Origin of the sequence: Candidatus Leptovillus gracilis (genome assembly GCA_016716065.1) — a bacterium.
Taxonomy (GTDB): domain Bacteria; phylum Chloroflexota; class Anaerolineae; order Promineifilales; family Promineifilaceae; genus Leptovillus; species Leptovillus gracilis.
In genome coordinates this window covers 16,693-33,396 of record JADJXA010000004.1, presented here as the reverse complement: position 1 = coordinate 33,396, position 16,704 = coordinate 16,693, and the positions used below count along the sequence as shown (strand labels likewise).

At 57.7% G+C, this 16,704-nt stretch carries 13 protein-coding genes; 2 read left to right on the top strand and 11 right to left on the bottom strand.

Annotation, left to right across the window (positions count from 1 at the left end; genetic code table 11):
- Position 1: 1 nt before the first annotated feature.
- The 4 genes from recG to IPM39_12900 form a co-directional block, all read right to left on the bottom strand.
- Positions 2-2,545, bottom strand: a complete 2,544-nt coding sequence (gene recG / locus IPM39_12915) for an ATP-dependent DNA helicase RecG (protein MBK8986956.1) — start codon at positions 2,543-2,545, stop codon at positions 2-4.
- 151 nt (positions 2,546-2,696) lie between these two features.
- A complete protein-coding gene (locus tag IPM39_12910) occupies positions 2,697-3,545 on the bottom strand; it encodes a DegV family protein (GenBank protein ID MBK8986955.1) in 849 nt (282 codons plus the stop codon).
- Positions 3,546-3,555: 10 nt separating this feature from the next.
- Complete coding sequence (locus tag IPM39_12905) at positions 3,556-5,265, bottom strand: DAK2 domain-containing protein (protein MBK8986954.1); 1,710 nt, start codon at positions 5,263-5,265, stop codon at positions 3,556-3,558.
- 206 nt (positions 5,266-5,471) lie between these two features.
- Complete coding sequence (locus IPM39_12900; protein ID MBK8986953.1) at positions 5,472-5,831, bottom strand: Asp23/Gls24 family envelope stress response protein; 360 nt, start codon at positions 5,829-5,831, stop codon at positions 5,472-5,474.
- A gap of 203 nt (positions 5,832-6,034) precedes the next feature.
- On the opposite strand from IPM39_12900, the gene IPM39_12895 reads away from it, so the two are divergent.
- Positions 6,035-6,214, top strand: a complete 180-nt coding sequence (locus IPM39_12895; protein MBK8986952.1) for a 50S ribosomal protein L28 — start codon at positions 6,035-6,037, stop codon at positions 6,212-6,214.
- 176 nt (positions 6,215-6,390) lie between these two features.
- Here the strand turns inward: IPM39_12895 and mvk are convergent, their stop codons facing one another.
- The 7 genes from mvk to IPM39_12860 form a co-directional block, all read right to left on the bottom strand.
- Entirely contained in the window at positions 6,391-7,362 is a 972-nt protein-coding gene (gene mvk / locus IPM39_12890) for a mevalonate kinase (GenBank protein MBK8986951.1), read from the bottom strand.
- A 9-nt stretch (positions 7,363-7,371) separates the two neighbouring features.
- Entirely contained in the window at positions 7,372-8,265 is an 894-nt protein-coding gene (locus IPM39_12885) for a decaprenyl-phosphate phosphoribosyltransferase (GenBank protein ID MBK8986950.1), read from the bottom strand.
- A gap of 88 nt (positions 8,266-8,353) precedes the next feature.
- Complete coding sequence (locus IPM39_12880; protein MBK8986949.1) at positions 8,354-9,721, bottom strand: ATP-binding protein; 1,368 nt, start codon at positions 9,719-9,721, stop codon at positions 8,354-8,356.
- Positions 9,693-10,400, bottom strand: a complete 708-nt coding sequence (locus IPM39_12875) for a DnaD domain protein (protein MBK8986948.1) — start codon at positions 10,398-10,400, stop codon at positions 9,693-9,695. The genes IPM39_12880 and IPM39_12875 overlap by 29 nt, the downstream gene beginning before the upstream one ends.
- A gap of 93 nt (positions 10,401-10,493) precedes the next feature.
- On the bottom strand, positions 10,494-11,837 hold the full coding sequence (gene dnaB, locus IPM39_12870) for a replicative DNA helicase (protein ID MBK8986947.1): 1,344 nt from the start codon (positions 11,835-11,837) through the stop codon (positions 10,494-10,496).
- A gap of 90 nt (positions 11,838-11,927) precedes the next feature.
- On the bottom strand, positions 11,928-12,437 hold the full coding sequence (locus IPM39_12865) for a bifunctional nuclease family protein (protein MBK8986946.1): 510 nt from the start codon (positions 12,435-12,437) through the stop codon (positions 11,928-11,930).
- 373 nt (positions 12,438-12,810) lie between these two features.
- A complete protein-coding gene (locus tag IPM39_12860) occupies positions 12,811-14,562 on the bottom strand; it encodes a hypothetical protein (protein MBK8986945.1) in 1,752 nt (583 codons plus the stop codon).
- A 496-nt stretch (positions 14,563-15,058) separates the two neighbouring features.
- On the opposite strand from IPM39_12860, the gene IPM39_12855 reads away from it, so the two are divergent.
- Entirely contained in the window at positions 15,059-16,579 is a 1,521-nt protein-coding gene (locus IPM39_12855) for a magnesium transporter (protein MBK8986944.1), read from the top strand.
- Positions 16,580-16,704: the final 125 nt, after the last annotated feature.

Sequence of the window (16,704 nt, the reverse complement as noted above, 5' to 3'; positions counted from 1 at the left end):
ATCAGCTTACGTCGCCGGCCTGTTCCCAGAACTTGTGTACTCGTTCGGCCAGCCAGCGGTGCTGCGGCTCCTCCAGGTTGGGATCGGCGTGGAAAAGTAGTTCGGCCTCGCTGCGGGCGATGGTCAACATCTCCATATCCAGCAGGGAAGCCAGACGCAGTTCCGGTATGCCGCTCTGGCGACGGCCGAAAAACTCGCCGGGACCACGAATTTCCAGGTCTTTTTCCGCCAGCACAAAACCATCGTTGGTTTTTTCCAGGGCGCTGAGGCGTTCTTCGGCTTCGGCCGATTCGTTGTCGGCGATGAGCAGGCAGTAGGATTGGTGTTCGCCGCGCCCCACGCGCCCGCGGAACTGGTGTAGCTGCGCCAGACCAAAGCGGTTGGCCCCTTCAATCACCATCACCGTGCTGTTGGGCACATCTACGCCCACTTCGATGACCGATGTGGCCACCAAAATGTGGCTGTCGCCGCTGTAGAAAGCGCGCATAGCCGCTTCCTTCTCGTCAGATTTAAGACGGCCGTGTATCAGCCCCACCCGCAAATCAGGAAACACCTCGGTCTGCAGGCGCTCATGCTCGGCGACGGCCGCTTTGGCGTCTATCTTGTCCGACTCTTCCACCAGCGGGTAGATGATGTACGCCTGACGGCCGGCCTTCACCTGCCGCCGCACAAAAGAGTAGGCCCGTTCACGTTCGCTGCTGCGCAGCCAGCGGGTCTTAATTTCCTGGCGGCCAGGCGGCATCTCATCCAACAGCGACAGGTCCAGATCGCCATACAATGACAGAGCCAATGTGCGCGGGATGGGGGTGGCCGACATGACCAATACGTGCGGGCTGGCGACGCCGCTCCCATTGGGCGCGCCTTTGTCGCGCAGCGCCTGACGTTGGTCCACGCCAAAGCGGTGCTGCTCGTCTATCACCGACAGGGCCAGCGTGTGGAACTGCACACCCGGCTGAATCAGGGCGTGGGTTCCGGTGGCGACATGGATGGTCCCATCAGCCAATTCGGCGTAGATGCGCGTTTTTTCGGCCGCAGGGGTGCTGCCGGTGAGCAGGCAAACGTTGACGCCCAGCGGCGTCAGCAGTTTGCTTAGCCCCTGGTAATGCTGCTCGGCCAAAATTTCCGTGGGGGCCATCAGGGCGGCCTGCGCCCCGGCTTTGGCCGCCATGAGCATGGCCGCTGCCGCCACCACCGTTTTGCCGGACCCCACGTCGCCTTGCAGCAGGCGGTTCATGGGGATGCTGCGGGCGAGGTCGGCGGCGATTTCGCCGATTACCCGCTGCTGTGCGCCGGTGAGGGCAAAGGGCAGGCTTGTGTAAAATGGGGTCAGCGATTCCAGGTCGAATAGGAGCGGCAGGCCAGGCTGCGCCTGCCAATCACGCCGGAAGCCTTGCATACCCAATTGCAGCAGGAATAGTTCGTCGAAGATCAGCCGCCGCCGGGCATGGAAGAGAGTGTCCTGGCTTTCGGGGAAGTGGGTCTGGCTGATGGCCTGGGGCAGCGAGTAGAGGTCCTGGCGGCGGCGCACATCGGCCGGTAATGGTTCCGGCACCCGTGGACTCCAGTGGGAAACGGCCGCTTGCATAATGTCGCGCATCCGATTGCTGTTCAGGCCGGCCGTCAGCGGATAAACCGGCACAATGCGGCGGGTTTTCAGCGGGTCCATTTCCAGCGGTTCCCATTCGGGCGAGTTGAACACCAATCGGCCCAGGAATTGATCTACTTTGCCGCTGATAACCACCTGCATCCCTGCTTTGAGCTTTTCGGCCAGCCAGGGCTGATTAAACCAGGTAACTTGAATGGTTCCGCTGCCGTCGCTGATCATAGACTGGACCATGACCTGGCTGCCGCGAATGCGTTTGGCGCTGGTCTGCCACACCGTGCCAATGACGGTGACTTGTTCACCGTAGACCAGGTCTTTGATGGGTTTCATCAGGGTGTAGTCGTCGTAGCGGCGGGGGAAGATGAAGAGCAGGTCCCAGATGGTCTGCGCGCCTAATTTTTCCAGGGATTGGGCAATTTTGGGGCCGATGCCTTTGAGGGAGGTGGTGGGTTGGGCCAGGCCGGCCGGGTCGGGTTCTGCCTGGGACAAGGTGGGAGGGGTAGACGGCCGTTTCCTTTCTTGCGGCGCTTCCGGCTGGATTTCCTCCAATTCCTCATCGGTTTCTTCGATTGCCTCTTTCACCGCCGCCGGTTTAGACGGCGGTGGGGGGGACGGTTGTTTCCTCTTGGGCGGCGGGGGCGCCGGTTTGGCCGCCGAGGGGGCGCTGGCTCCCAGCCGTTTTTGCCGTCGTTGTAAGCTGTCTTGCAGATTTTGGATCGCTTTTTGGCGCGCTTCTGGGCCGGGGAGACGGCCGTAATCCAGCAGCACCTCGCCCACCTGCTCCACCAACGCCTGGTCCAGTTCATCGGTCGCCTCAGCGCGGGCCTGCTCTACCCAAAAAACAGCAAATTGGCGGATGCCGCCGACGACAGCTTTGTTTTGATACCCTTGCTGCCCTTCTAATTCCAATACCCGTTGTAGTCTGTTGAATGCTCGTGTCATAGATACCTGACGTATGGCAAAGCGGCCGGAAATGTTTGCGACGCTCTTTACCGGGGTGGTTAGTGCTTATCCAGAAATTACATGGCCCAGATTGGACCACTCTCCAAGATTGGTCCAATCTAAAAACAGGAAGTTATTCTTAGACGATTACTTAATTATGGTCTTGGGTGGCGATGCAGGCAAAGCCGACAGCGCCCAGCCCCAGGTGTGTGCCGATGGCCGGGGTAATGCCCATGATCATCGGTGGATGGGTGGATGATAACACACCCTCGGCCATCTGCCGCAATTCCTCGGCGGCTTCGGGGGCGTTGACGTGGATGATGGCGAGCCGCTCGAAGGGGCCAAACTGCTGCACCATCTCGATGGTGTGGCTGAGCGCCTTTTTGCGCGTGCGGATACGGGCGACCACGGAAACATCGCCCCGGTGGATCATCATCACCGGTTTGATTTGCAGCAGGGTTCCCAGGCCAAACTGCGCCCAATTCACGCGCCCACTGCGGCGCAGCGATTCTAACGAATCAATCATGCCAAACACGCGGGTGCGCGGCACCCGCTGGCGCAGCATAGTCACAATGTCGGCCACGCTGTGTCCGGCGGCGGCGGCTTGGGCGGCGGCCAGCACTTGCAGCCCACTGCCCATGGTGATCTGCTCGGAATCGAAGACCGTCACCGGCGCGGCGGCGGCTTCGGCGCCCAGGCGGGCGGCGTTGAAGGTGGCGCTGAGGCTGGAGGCAATGTGGATGGACAGAATGTCGGTGGCGCCGGCGGCGGCCAGGTTGTCGTAAACGGCCGTAAACGACCCTACAGCCGGCGCGGCTGTTGTTGGGTACACCGAATAGGTGGGCAGGTTGTGGTAAAACTGCTCGCGGGAAATCTCCACGTTTTCCAAAAAGCTCTGCTCGCCCACGTTGATATACACCGGCACGATGGTGATGTCTAGTTCGCGCGCCAGATGTTCGGGCACGTCACAAGCGCTGTCAGCGACGATTTTAACAGTCATAAGGGTTCCTTTATTCAGCCCCAAGAATGTAAAAATAGTGGGCTTGCCCGCCGGGCAGGACTTCGATTTCGGCGTCTGGGTACAACATGCCGATTTGTTCGGCCACTTGCTGGGCATCGGCAGGGAGGACATCACGGCCGTAATACAGCGAGAGCAGCTCCCGATTGTCCATGTCCATGGCGGTCAGCATTTCAGCCAATACGTCATGTAAATGGTGGCCGGAAGCGCAGAGACGGCCGTTGACCAACCCAATAATCTCGCCTTCATTCACCGTCACCCCATCCAGCGTTACCGAACGGACGGCGCGGGTGATTTCGCCGGTAGCCACATGGGACAGGGAGGCAGCCATCGCTTCGGCTACTTCATCCAGGTCGCCATCCGGGTCGTGGTGCAGCATGGCGTTGAAGCCCTGGGGGATGGTGCGGGTCGTGACGACACGCACCTGTTTCGGGCTGAGGTCGCGGGCTGCTTCGGAGGCCAGGACGATGTTCTTGTTGTTGGGTAGGATGATCACCTTGTCTGTGGGCACGTCTTGAATGGCCTGGAAAATTTCTTCGGTACTGGGGTTGTTGGTCTGGCCGCCGTTGACAATATAAGCCGCGCCAAGACTATGGAAGATGCTGGCAAGGCCCTTGCCGGCGGCTACGGCAATGACGCCGATCTGGCCGGGCTGCACGGCCATTGGCGGCGGTTCCGCGTGGCCGTTGCTGGGGAAAACGGCCGTTTCTCGCTCGCCGATAATCTCTTCCATCTGCATTTGCATGTTTTCCACCACCACGTCGGTAATACGCCCCAGGCTGATGCCATAACTCAACGGTTCGCCGGGGTTTTTGACGTGGATGTGGACTTTGATAGTCGTTTCATCGCCGACGACGACGGTGGAGTCGCCCATGGCGTCTATGCGCTGCCGCACTTCTTCGACGTTCAGGTTTTGGCCCATGAGGATGAACTGCACGTCGTAGGGATTTTCCAGCTCGCCGCCTTCGGGAATGGCGTGTGCCTGAGCCGGGGTGCTGGTGGTGGACGGGATAACGGCCGTTACCACCACCGGCTCCAACGACAGCTCACCTTTGGCATAACGCAGCATCCCCTCCAAAATATAAACCAGCCCCTGACCGCCGGAATCCACCACACCAGCCTGTTTTAGCACCGGCAGCAGGTCTGGCGTTTTCTCCAACGCCTGCTCGCACCGTTCCAGCACCCGCGCCAACAAAAAGCGCAAATCTTTGGTGATCAGTACCGAATTAGCCGCTTCGTCGGCCCCGGCGCGAATGACGGTGAGGATGGTGCCTTCCACCGGTTTCATCACCCCGCCATAAGCGGTGTCGGCGGCCTGCTGCAACGCATCGGCCAGGTCATCGGCGTTGAAGCTCTCTTTGCCCTTCAACGGTTTGGCTAAACCACGCCATATCTGGCTCAAAATGACGCCCGAATTGCCACGAGCGCCCATCAATGCGCCATAAGATAGATCACCAGACATCTTACCCACGTGGGTGGTATAGTTATCTTGAATCTGTTTATAGGCCGAGCGCATGGTCAACAACATATTGGTGCCGGTGTCGCCATCGGGCACGGGGAAAACGTTCAGGGCGTTCACCTTTTCATGGTTTCTTTCCAGCCAGAGCAATCCGGCGTGGGCCATTTTTCGCAGTTGTTGTCCGTTGCACTGTAACCATTTGCGGTCAATCGGGGGTGCGTCGGCAGAACTGTTTGTCGTCACTATCCTCTTCCTCCAAAATGGCGGGTTGGTCTGGGCCGCAAGCGTGAACACCGGGAGTGGTGTATGGGCAACGGCCGTTTTCCAAGACCGGAAGCGTTTTGTCTCAGGGACAAAAACCTTTCAGGTTTCTTGGCAGCTTGTGCGATTCTATCTGTTTACCTGGGCGGGCTGCGGCCAAAGCGGCCTCATCTGTCGGCCGGCCTGGCTTATTTGTCCCGATTTATCCGTAATCCCTGAACATAGACGTTCACGTCTCGTACCGGCAGCCCTATGGCTTTTTCGACATGGTATTTGACGGTACTCTGAATGCTCTCAGCCACCGTGCGAATGCGCACGCCATACTCCACAATGACATAAACATCTATCACGATCTCTTCATTTTCAATAACAATTTCAATCCCCCGCCGGCCGCCATCCCAGGCCAACAGGTGGGCGATGCCATTCACCAGATTTTTGCTGGCCATGCCCACAACCCCGTAACATTGGTTCACAGCCTGGTTGGCGATGGTAGCTATCGTAGCGGTCGAGATGTCAATGGTTCCTAGCGGTTCATCTTTTGTAGGCATGGTCACTCCTGTCCAATCGCCTGTGTCAGGGAATCTGGTTGGTCAACAGGTTTGTTGGTCTGTTGGATCGCTTTTGGCTAACCAACTAACAAACTGCACCACCTTGCATAAAAAAACCTGATTGTTTATAATCTTCACTCGTTCGTTATGAATCTGAGCGACCGCAAGGGGTCGCTTTTACTTTGTCCAGGTGAGGTGAAATTATGGCTAAATGTGAAATTTGTGGCAAGAAGCCCATGTCTGGTAATATTCGCAGCTTTTCAGAACGAAAAAGTAAGCGGCAGTTTAAGCCGAATATTCAACGTGTTAGTATGCAGGATGACGGCCGTAAAGTGCGCAAGTATGTGTGCACGCGCTGCTTGAAAACCCAAGCCAAAAGCTAACTGCTTTCTTTCTGAGACGGATGAGCCAGCCCTGGGGCTGGCTTTTTCATTTTAAAGTGTACCCGTACAGGTTATCTGGGATTTCACCACGAAGGCCACGGTGGATTACCGGTTTCATTGTCGTGCCCGCTGGTGCATTGCGACCATCAGATTAGATTTAGCGCAACACACCTGTATCATATCTCATTGTCGGGAATCGGGGAAGTCGAGGCGAGGACGGTGCTGAAGACAGCGCGGGCGCCAGCCTGGTAGAGGGACTGGGTGACGGCCGTTTCCCCCGCCGTCGTCACCAGCGCAATCATATTACCGCCGCGCCCCGCGCCGCTCAGTTTAGCCCCCAACGCGCCGGCAGCCCTGGCCGCCAACACCAGCCCATCCAGCGCCGCCGACGAAACCGTCATCTCTTGCAGCAGGCGGTGATTCTCGTCCATCAACTGCCCGACCTGTGTCAGGTCGCCAGTCTCAATGGCCTGACGCGCCTGGCGGGCGATGCGGCCACAGCCATCAAAAATTGCCTCAAAATGGGCCGGGTCCGCCTGCCACTGACGGCGCACATCGCCAACGACGGCTTTGGTGCTGCTGCTCTGGCCGGTGTCGGCTACCAACAGGCGCAGCGGTTGGGCCACGGCAAACGGTTCGATGCGGTTTTGCGGCTGCTGGCGCACAAAGTAGACCGGCCTTTCGTAGGCGACGACGGTGTTGTCTATGCCGCTGGGCGTGCCGTGATGGATTTTTTCGATCTCGTAAGTGAGGTTAGACACCCAATCATCGCTGGAAAGGTGCGCCAGACAGAGGTGCTGCGCCAGGGCGCGAATGACGGCGGCGGTGATGGCCGCGCCGCTGCCCAGGCCGCTGGCGATGGGAATCTGGCTGGTGATGGTGATGGTCAGGTCGGGCAGGCGGGGGAGATGGGCGGCCGTTTGCAGTTGGCGCACCACAGCGGCGACCGGGTCGTCGGGGGCGGCTTCGTCTAACAAGATGTTTGTGCCCAGATCGGCGGCCAGCAGGCGGATGCCGGGGGTGGGGCTGTCTTCGACAACGGCCGTCGCCCGTAGTTGGGAAAGGGGGGCGGCAATGGCGGGACGGCCGTATACCACAGCGTGTTCGCCAAACAAAATAATCTTACCGGGGGCAGTGGCGCAGGTCATGGCGGGAGGCTAGTTGAGTAGATAGAGGGCGGTAAAGACCACCGCGCCATACAGCGCCAGCGTCACTTGCATCGGTCGGTCGCGGAGCAAAATTTCTTCCGGCGCGCCGCCTTCGTGCCGCACGTGGATCAGGTAGAGATAGCGAAAAATGCCGTACAGCACAAACGGGATGGTGAGCATCATCATATGGTTGCCCGGCAAACCCTCGGCCAGGAAGGTGTAGAGGCTGTAGGCGGCGACGGCGCTGGTGGTGACAATCATCAACAGCAGGTCTATCAGTTCCAGGCTGTACTCGTCCAGGCTGGAGCGATGGCCGCCGGCGTCTTCGCCCAACAACACCAATTCGTGCCGCCGCTTGCCCAAAATCATGAAGAGGGCCAGGAAGCCGCCAAACACGTAAAGCCAGGGGGAAAAACGCTGCACGTCTATCACCACCACACCGGCGGCGATGCGCAAAATGAAGCCAAAAGCCACAACAAATACGTCCAGTAGGACGACGTTTTTCAGGTAAAAGGTGTAGGCGATCTGGATGATCAGGTAGCCCAATAAAACCAAAGCCAGGGGCGGCGAGAGGAAAAATCCGGCGACCAGGCTGCCGACCGCAAATAGGATGATCATGATGACGGCGATGGTGGGGCTGAGTTGACCGGCGGCTAACGGCCGGTTGCGCTTCACCGGATGCTGGCGGTCGCTTTCGATGTCGCTGAGGTCGTTCATGATGTAGACGGCGCTGGACATGAGGCACAGCAGCACAAAAGCGGCCAGGGTGCGCAAAACGCTGGTTGGGTCGGTGATCTTGCCGTCGAAGAAAAGGGCGACAAAGACAAAGACGTTTTTGGTCCACTGGCGTGGACGCATGGTTTTTAGCAAGCCGACGAACACGGCCGTTCTCCTGGTTGACATTAAAGTTGATAAGGCTTGCGGAGTTTAACTCACGCAGGGGTGGTGGGCAAGACGGCCGTGTTGTGCATTCACCTGACGCACGACAGACTTACTTCTGCCCGCCGCGGCTGCGCCGGGGCTTCACGCCGCCGCGATAGCTGGGCGCTTCGATCAGGAAGAAGGTGCAGCGGCTGCCATCCAGCATCCGCGTCGCCAAACGGGGGTCAATTTCGTCTACCGGCGTGGCGGTAGTGATGACGGTGGGCAGGCGGGCGGCGTAGCGGTAATTGAAGAGTTGGTACAATTTTTCCCGCGCCCAGGCGGTGGCGCTTTCTGTGCCTAGATCGTCCAGCACCAACAGCGGCGCTTTTTTAACTTCGTCGAAGCGCTTGTCCAGGCGCACGCCGCTGGCCGGGTTAAACGTCGCCCGCAAATGGTCCAGCAAATCGGGCACGACGATGAACAGCACCGGCTGCCCCTGTTTGGCAACGTAGTTGGCGATGGCTGCCGCCAGGTGGGTTTTGCCGTTGCCGTAGGCCATGCTGTTGAACACCAACCAATCGGCCGGCTGTTCGGCAAATTCTCGCGCCGTTTCGAATGCGCGGCGCAAGTTTTCGGCCTGCCCCCGCGGCAGCTCCCGTTCGCGCAAGTCGAACCGCTCAAAAATCTGGTCGTTGTGCAGGCTGAGGGTAGAAAGCTCCGACTGCTCCTGGTCTACGCCGGTGTGGCGGAAATCGGGCGCGGTGATGGGCACGATGCGCACCAGGCTTAAATCCATGATGCGCGAGCGGACGCGAATTTCGATGGCTTCTAATTCTTCGTTGGTGGTGATGATGGTGGCCAGGCGGGCGTTGTAGCGGTGGTTGAAAATCTGGTACAGCTTTTCTTGCGCCCATTCGGTATTGCTTTGCGTGCCCAAATCGTCCAGGATGAGCAAGGGGGCGTTGCGCACCTGGTCGAAGCGTTGGTCGTAGGTGGTATCGGAGGCAGGGCTGTAGGTGGCGCGCAAATGGTCGAGCAAATCGGGCGTGTTGACAAAGAGGACGGGGTGGCCCATGTTCAGGCGGTGGTTGGCAACGGCCGCTGCCAGATGGGTTTTGCCGCAGCCATAGCCGCCTTTGAGCAGCAGCCAGCCTTGCGGATTTTTGGCGTAATCCAGCGCTGTGTCGTAGGCCATGCGCAGATTGCGCTGCTTGTCTGGGGTTAGCCCATGCCCGTCTGGCAAGAAAGTGTCGAAGGTGCAATCTTTTAACATGCCGATTTGGCTGAGGCGCAGCAAGGTGGACTGGCGAGCCATTTCTTCTTCGGCGGCGCGGCAGACGCAGACGACAGCCCGGCCAAAGCCAGGATTGGTGGCGGGTACGTCGGGCACAACGTAGCCCAGACCGCCACAGAAGGGGCAGTCGGGTTGGCCCAGACCAGGTTGTTCCAGGCCGGATACGGCCGTATCACCGTTTGATAATGTCGCGGTATTCATCAGGTATTTGGTTGCGAAGCTCTTTCTGAGTATCTCGGCGGCCTGTTCCATCTTGTTTTCCTTCTTGTCGCCAGCGCTCCAGAATGGTGAGGATGTAACGCCATTTACGGGCATTGTTGGCGACGGCGAGGGTGATCGCTTCTTCGATCCAGCGTGGCGGGTACGCTTGTTCGGCGTCACGCAGTTCATCGGCGATGATGGGCGTGAGGGGGCCGATGTTTTGCTCGTAGAGGATGAAGATGTTGGGCCGTTCTACCAGTAGGGTAATGGGTGCGTCTTCATCGGGATTGGGCCGCCATTCGCCACGGGTGATGCCGTCTACGGCCGTGCGCCCCTTCTCCGTGTTCAAAAAATAAAGGTCCATCTTGCCATCAGCCCCTTCGACGTTGATGTGCAAGAACGTGCCCCGGGCCACGGCGCGTTCGAGGCCGTCCAGCAGCGCTTCGGCGGCCAGTTTAAGCGTAGGGCCAAGTCCTTTCACAAATTCGGTATCGTTGAGGAAGTCGGCCAGGCGCAGGTAGCGGACCTGCCCTTCACGCTGCGACAAGGCCCAAAAAGCGTAGATCGTTACCTTCAACTCGGCCAGGTTGTCTATGATGGGCAGCAAATCGCTGAAAAAAAGGTTGGGAACCTGGGTCAGGCGCATTTTGCCATCTGGGAAACCGGGAAAACCTTTCATAAGGGTTAATTGTTAATGGTCAATGGTCAATTGTCAACCGTTGGCAGTTGACCATTGACCATTGGCTATTGACTGTAATGTGGCTCCGCCACACTACAGGTTGATTTCCTGGCGCTGGAGGTTGCGGAAGGTGGCGAGTTTGCCGTGCCAATAAAGGTCTATGGTTCCGGTGGGGCCGTTGCGGTGTTTGGCGATGTTGAGTTCGGCGATGTTGGGGCGTTCGGTGGTATCGGGATTGTAGTATTCGTCGCGGTAGATGAACATGACGATGTCGGCGTCTTGTTCGATAGAACCACTTTCGCGGAGGTCGGAGAGCAACGGCCGTTTCTCCTGTCTTTGCTCCACCGCCCGGCTGAGCTGCGAGGCGGCAATCACCGGCACGTTCAGTTCGCGGGCTAGCCCTTTTAACCCACGCGAAATCTCGCTGATTTCTTGCACGCGGTTGTTGGTGCTGCGCTCCGCTTGCATCAACTGCAAATAATCAATCATCACCAGGTCCAGACCATGCTCGGCGTATAAGCGGCGGCACTTGGTGCGCAGTTGGTTGGGCGAAATGGAAGGCGTGTCATCTATAAAGATGCGCGTTTCCGAGAGGCGGCCCACCGCTTCCAAGAAGATGGGCATTTCCGCCTCGGCCAGTTGGCCGCGCCGCAGCCGCTGCGAATCTATGCGCGTTTCGGCGGCGATCATGCGCTGCACCAACTGTTCGCCAGACATTTCCAGGTTGAACATGGCGACTCGTTTGCCGTGTTTGGTGGCGGCCGTCAGGGCCATGGCGTTTTGCAGGGAGGTTTTGCCCATACCGGGGCGGGCGGCGATGATGATCAGGTCCGATTTGTTCAGGCCGCCCAACAAGCGATCCAGCTCAGTAAAGCCGGTGGGGATGCCCACCACATCATCGCCGCGTTCGCGCAGTTCTTGAATGCGGTCCAGGTATTCGGCGGCAATCTGACGGATGGGAACCAGGTCACGGGTGGTGCGCTCTTCGCTGATGGAGAACAGCGTTTGTTCGGCGCGGTCTATGACGACGCTGATGTCTTCTTTTTCGTCGTAGGCCAGGTTGGCGATGGCGCTGGCGGCGGAGACGAGTTTGCGGCGGATGGCGGTGGCTTCGACGAGACGGCCGTAATTAGGCGCGTTGATCGCCGTCGGAACCATGTTGATCAGGTTGATGATGTACGCTTCGCCGCCCACATCCTCCAACTGCTCCTGGCGGCGCAGTTCCTCCGTCAGGGTGATCAGGTCCACCGGTTCGCGCCGGTCGCTCAGACGCAAAATCGCTTCGTAAATCCGGCGATTTTGCGTGCGGTAAAAGGCTTCTGGCCGTAAAAAGCTGTTGACTTCAAAGAGGGCATCCGGGTCTATCAGCAAAGAACCCAGAAGCGCTTCTTCTGCTTCCTGACTATGGGGGGGGAGACGTTCGCCGTTTGCGCTCATAAGTAAAATGGAAAACGTGAAACACAAGCTGACTCGTGTTTCACGTTTTATAATCGGGAACCTGTAACAGACAGAGGAAAAATCGGGTTGTTATTCGTCGAAATCGTCGAAATCCAACGTGTCCACAAAATCAGAAAATATATCTAGCACTTCGCCTTCTTCGCCTTCTGTTTTGGGGCTTTCTGGCTGTTGAATGTCGCTTTCCGGCAGAACACCAGCCTGATCCATCACGTCGTCGTTGATAAAAATGGGGACTTTGACGCGCACAGCCAAAGCAATGGCGTCGGAGGAGCGGCAGTCTACTTCCAGCAAATCGCCATCACGGTCTACAAATAGACTGGCGTGGAAGACGCCATCCTGCAAAGCGCGAATCAACACATGGGAAACACGGCCGCCCATTTCATCTATCACATTTTTCAGCAGATCATGGGTGACTGGTCTGGCGACTTTGACATCTTGCAGTTCAATGGTGATGGCATCTGCTTCACAGGGACCAATCCATATGGGCAATTGGCGGTCGTTATCCAGCTCTTTTAGCAGCACAATGCGATGCTGGGAGACAAGGCTGATGCGAATGCTTTCTATTACAACTTCGATCATAGGTTATCCCTCTGCTTTGGTTTAGTTGAACCGGTCAGCGGTCTATTCTAAACCGACTATGCCCATAAGATGGGTTTCGCAAGGCGCAAGGCATAGGTTGGATGCTGGCGGCATTGTAGCACAAAAGGCAAAATGCTTCACCAAATGGCAGGTAATTTTCAGCCGGTCCAGCAATTCCAATTATAGTAGGGGCGGGACGACGCGGTCAGGCGCTGGCAGTGAAGAATGGCGTTTTCTCCGCGCCGTCGCGCCCCTTTTGCCCAAACTGGGGCGCGACAGGCGGGAGGAGAGGCGCTGGAAAATGGACAAGGCGTTGGCCCGCCTGTCCTGCCCCTACGCCAGGTTCATCATTAGAATTGGTGCAGCGTGCTGCCTAATTTGTCAGAATCCATTCCTGCCCACGCAGGACCATATTGAACTTGTTCAGGTAAGTGGTGTTGGTTTTGGTGACAATGAGTTCGGCGCGCTGGCCGTTTAGGGTGATGTGCTGGACTTCGTACCCTTCTTCGGCGGTCTGACGAACGATATTGCGATAGTTGGTCGCCAATGGGTCCAGAAATGCGCCGTCGTTGTCTAAAACGCGGGTTACGCTGTCTAGCAAGATGTTGGCACGGCCGTAATCACCAGCCCGCAGCGCTTCATCGGCGGAGGCGAGCATGGCTTCCAGGGTGATGTTGACCTCAGCGCGGGGCCGGCGGGTGAGATCGGCGGTGTTGCCCTGGGTTTGCACATCGTTGGGATAGGGCAGCCAGGCGGTGAGGAAGTAGGCGGCGGGATCATAGTCAATCTGGTAGCGGCGCATCACGTCGTAGTAACGAATGGTGGTGGCCAGATCGGTAACGGCCGTTTCATCCACCACCAGCGCCCGTAGATAGCTCTGCCACTCAGCTTCCATCTCCGCCAAAGACTTTTCATAATACACCTGGAGATTGGCGTCCAGGGCAGCGGAAGCGGAGGCGGTGTTGTCCAGCGTCACAACACTGTAAAATTCACGGAAGCGAGACCAGCCATAGGTATTGACCAGGTATTCGACAAAACCACCGGCCTGCAAATAGCCCACTTCGTGCTGCACCGGATAAAAATCATCGGCCAGGTTTGCCAGGGGCACATATTCGCCCATCGTTAAAAGCGCGGCGCTGCGGGTGTTTAAATCTTCCGGTTTGTAATGGCCGCCGGTGGCCCAAACAGCTACACCCTCGGCCAGGAAAGAGATGCGTCGTGGCGCAAATTGGCGGTCTATCACATGGGTGCTTTCGTGAACCAGCGTCTCGTAAAGCCCTTGCCCATTGTACTGCCGGTCCAGGTAAGAGATGACCATGGCCGACCCGGCGTAGCCCCCTTGCCCAATCACCCGGTCTATAAAATAGATTTCGATTTTCTGCCGCAGTGGTTCGCTCAGACGGGCGGCGGCCTGGGCCGTGGCCTGGTCTAGCAGCACCAGCAGGTCGGTCAGGTCGCGGTAGGCGGCTGTGTTGGTGACGACGTGGACGCGGCAGCAGTTGTTTTCGGCCGTGACCCAGGTGGCGTTGACTTCGGCGGCGGTGCGGGCGGTGTGGGGCTGAACGGTGATAACGGCCGTCACCTGGTTGTTGTCCGGGTTTTCATCACCAATCTGAACCAGGTCATCCCGGTCCAGGATAACTTGCACCTGGTGGTCGCCGGCCAGCCCAGTCGTGTCCCAGGCCCACTCAAAGAGGGCTTCCGGGCTGGTTGCCAGATTGCGCCACATCAGGGGGCCACTGGTAAGTTCCTGGTCATTGACCAGTACGTGGACGGTAACATTTTCCCAGTTCACGGCCGCCGGCATCTGGGGGATGATTTGAATTGTCACCTGGTCGCCGTCTACCACATAGGGTGCGGGGTAGAAATGCAAATTGTCGGCGGTGATGGCTAAATCTGGGGCGGGCACGGCCGTTTCCGTGGCTGGCGGCGGCAGGGTGGCCGTCGGTGGGACGAGTGTGGGGGTATTGACTGGCGTGGCCGTGGGCAGAACGGCCGTCGCCGTATCTTGCGCCACAACCAGCACATTCTGCGCTGGCGGCGATTGGCACGCGGCCAGAAGAAAGAGTGGCAAAACGGCCAGCAAAAACAATTTATCTCGCAAAACAAAAACCCAAACGCGCATAAAACTTACATCCCTATACCATCACAGAGGCACGGAAAACACAGAGGATTGATTGATTCCATCTCCGTGTCCCCGGCGCCTCTGTGGTGAATCATGACTACTATAAGCATACAGACAAGGTAGAAGGGTATCAAGACAGGAACCTTAAAATTCATGCAAAACACAGGTTTATAAGCGGTGAACGGTGGGAAATCGTCTGTAACATACTTGATTTAAGACGGCCGTTTCGATTATGCTATACTCAACGTTTGGCTGGGAGTGGTGGCATTCAGGTTAACTTTGATTCTCTTGTCAACGACACCGGGTTAATTTAGAAGCAGCGCCAGACGTTTGAACCCAGGTTCGTGTTCCGCCGCCAGAGCGTATGTTTAAGTAAAGGTACCGCCGTACATAACAATCTCAGTGTGAAATCATCCGGTCTTTCGCGCGGGTTGGTTTTGCGTTCCTAGTGTAGGGGAGATTGAGTTTATAACGGCCGTCGCCAATCGAGGTCATTATGTTTCCATTACCTTCGCCGCCAGACACCCTCGTCGTCCGTCAGTTGGAATGTGTCTCGTGCCAGGAAAAGTTCGCCATCACCGAAGACCACCCTAACAGCAAAAGACGGTCCCGCCATGCCGACGCAGCGCCGGATATATTGGCCGTCACCCAGATGCGTTACGACCCAAACCGGTCACTGCGTACTGTCCTGCCTGAAACGCGCAGCATGCCTCGTTCAGTGCCCGCAGACAATCAGGCGGAAAATGGGCCAACGCACATCAACTGCCCCCGCTGCGGCGCCGACAATCGCAACTGGCTGCACCTGCTGGCGCCAGATGGGGACCTGGACGCTGCCGCTCAATCCAACCGCCTGATGAATTATTGGCGCGGCGCCAACACCCAGGAAAAAATCCCTATCATTTTGATCGGCCTGGTGTTGGCGATTCTGATGTTTGTGACCATGGGCGCAATTTTGGATTCGCTCTTGAACGGATTTTTACTCAGCCTGGTGGTGATCATCGGTGGGTTGGGCGTCTCGGGATTGGCGCAGACAGAATACTTCCGGCGCTGGCGCGGCCGTTTTCCTTTGGCGGAGACCGGTGTGCTGCTGGGGCTGATTCTGGGGATCGTTAATTTTGGTGCTGCTCTCGTTTTGGGGGTTGCGTTTAGCAAGGCGCTGACAATTGCCCTGGCCTGTGTTGTCTGCGCGGCCTTGCTTGCTCAAAGTTCAACCGGCGACGAATGGATGGCGCTGCGCGTCAACCAATATCTGCGCCAGGTGCAGCCCACAGCGTCTAACATGGAACAGCGGTTATGGTTAAGAGGCGGGGCCACCATTCTTATTTTTGCCCTGGTTATTCCCGTGGTTTTTTACAGCCTATTGCCCATCGGCATCACCAATTTCACCGAATGGCTGACGGCATCGGCCGGCGGCGACGTGACAGCGGCGGTGCAGATTGGCGACGACACCACCACCATTGTCATTGACGGCACAAACCCGGTCTTTCTGGAAAGACGACGCGCGGCGATAGACGACGCCATCAAACGGGCTGGTCTGGAAAAGCGTTTTTTTGTGTTATGGGCCGGCAGTGTTGGTTTGTCCAGTTTGTTTGCCCTGGTACTGAGTATGCGCGCTTTGCGGCAATTTACGGAAACGGCCGTACAGCAGCTCCCACCGCCTATTTTCTACAGCATTGCCAACATGACCCGTGTGGTGGCCTGGGAAGCGAAAAAAGCGTTGGAAGTGCCCGGCGATATGGGCCATATTCAATGGACGCGCGTTGCCCGAAACGAAGCTGGGGGAATTGATCTGGTGGGCGTATATGCGGCAACGGCCGTATCCCCAGCCGCCCAACCCCCGCCCAAATACATCCCGGCTCAAGAATACAGCCTCACCACCGACGCCTGGGGGCGTGTTGTCATGGCCGAAATCAAACCAATCCGAACATTGAACCTGCCACCCATTTCACAAGAGGGGCAGTTAGGCGAAGCCTTCTTCGAGCGCGTCTCGCCGCCAATCTCCATCGCGCGCGAATAAAAATGGCCCGGTGCGGCGCACTTTGATAAGTGCGTCGCACCGGCAAAAAGCGGGGTATAATGCGCCGCGAATCAAGCGACAACTCCTTTGTTGGTTGAAACCTTAACCCCCGCTAAATTTAGGAG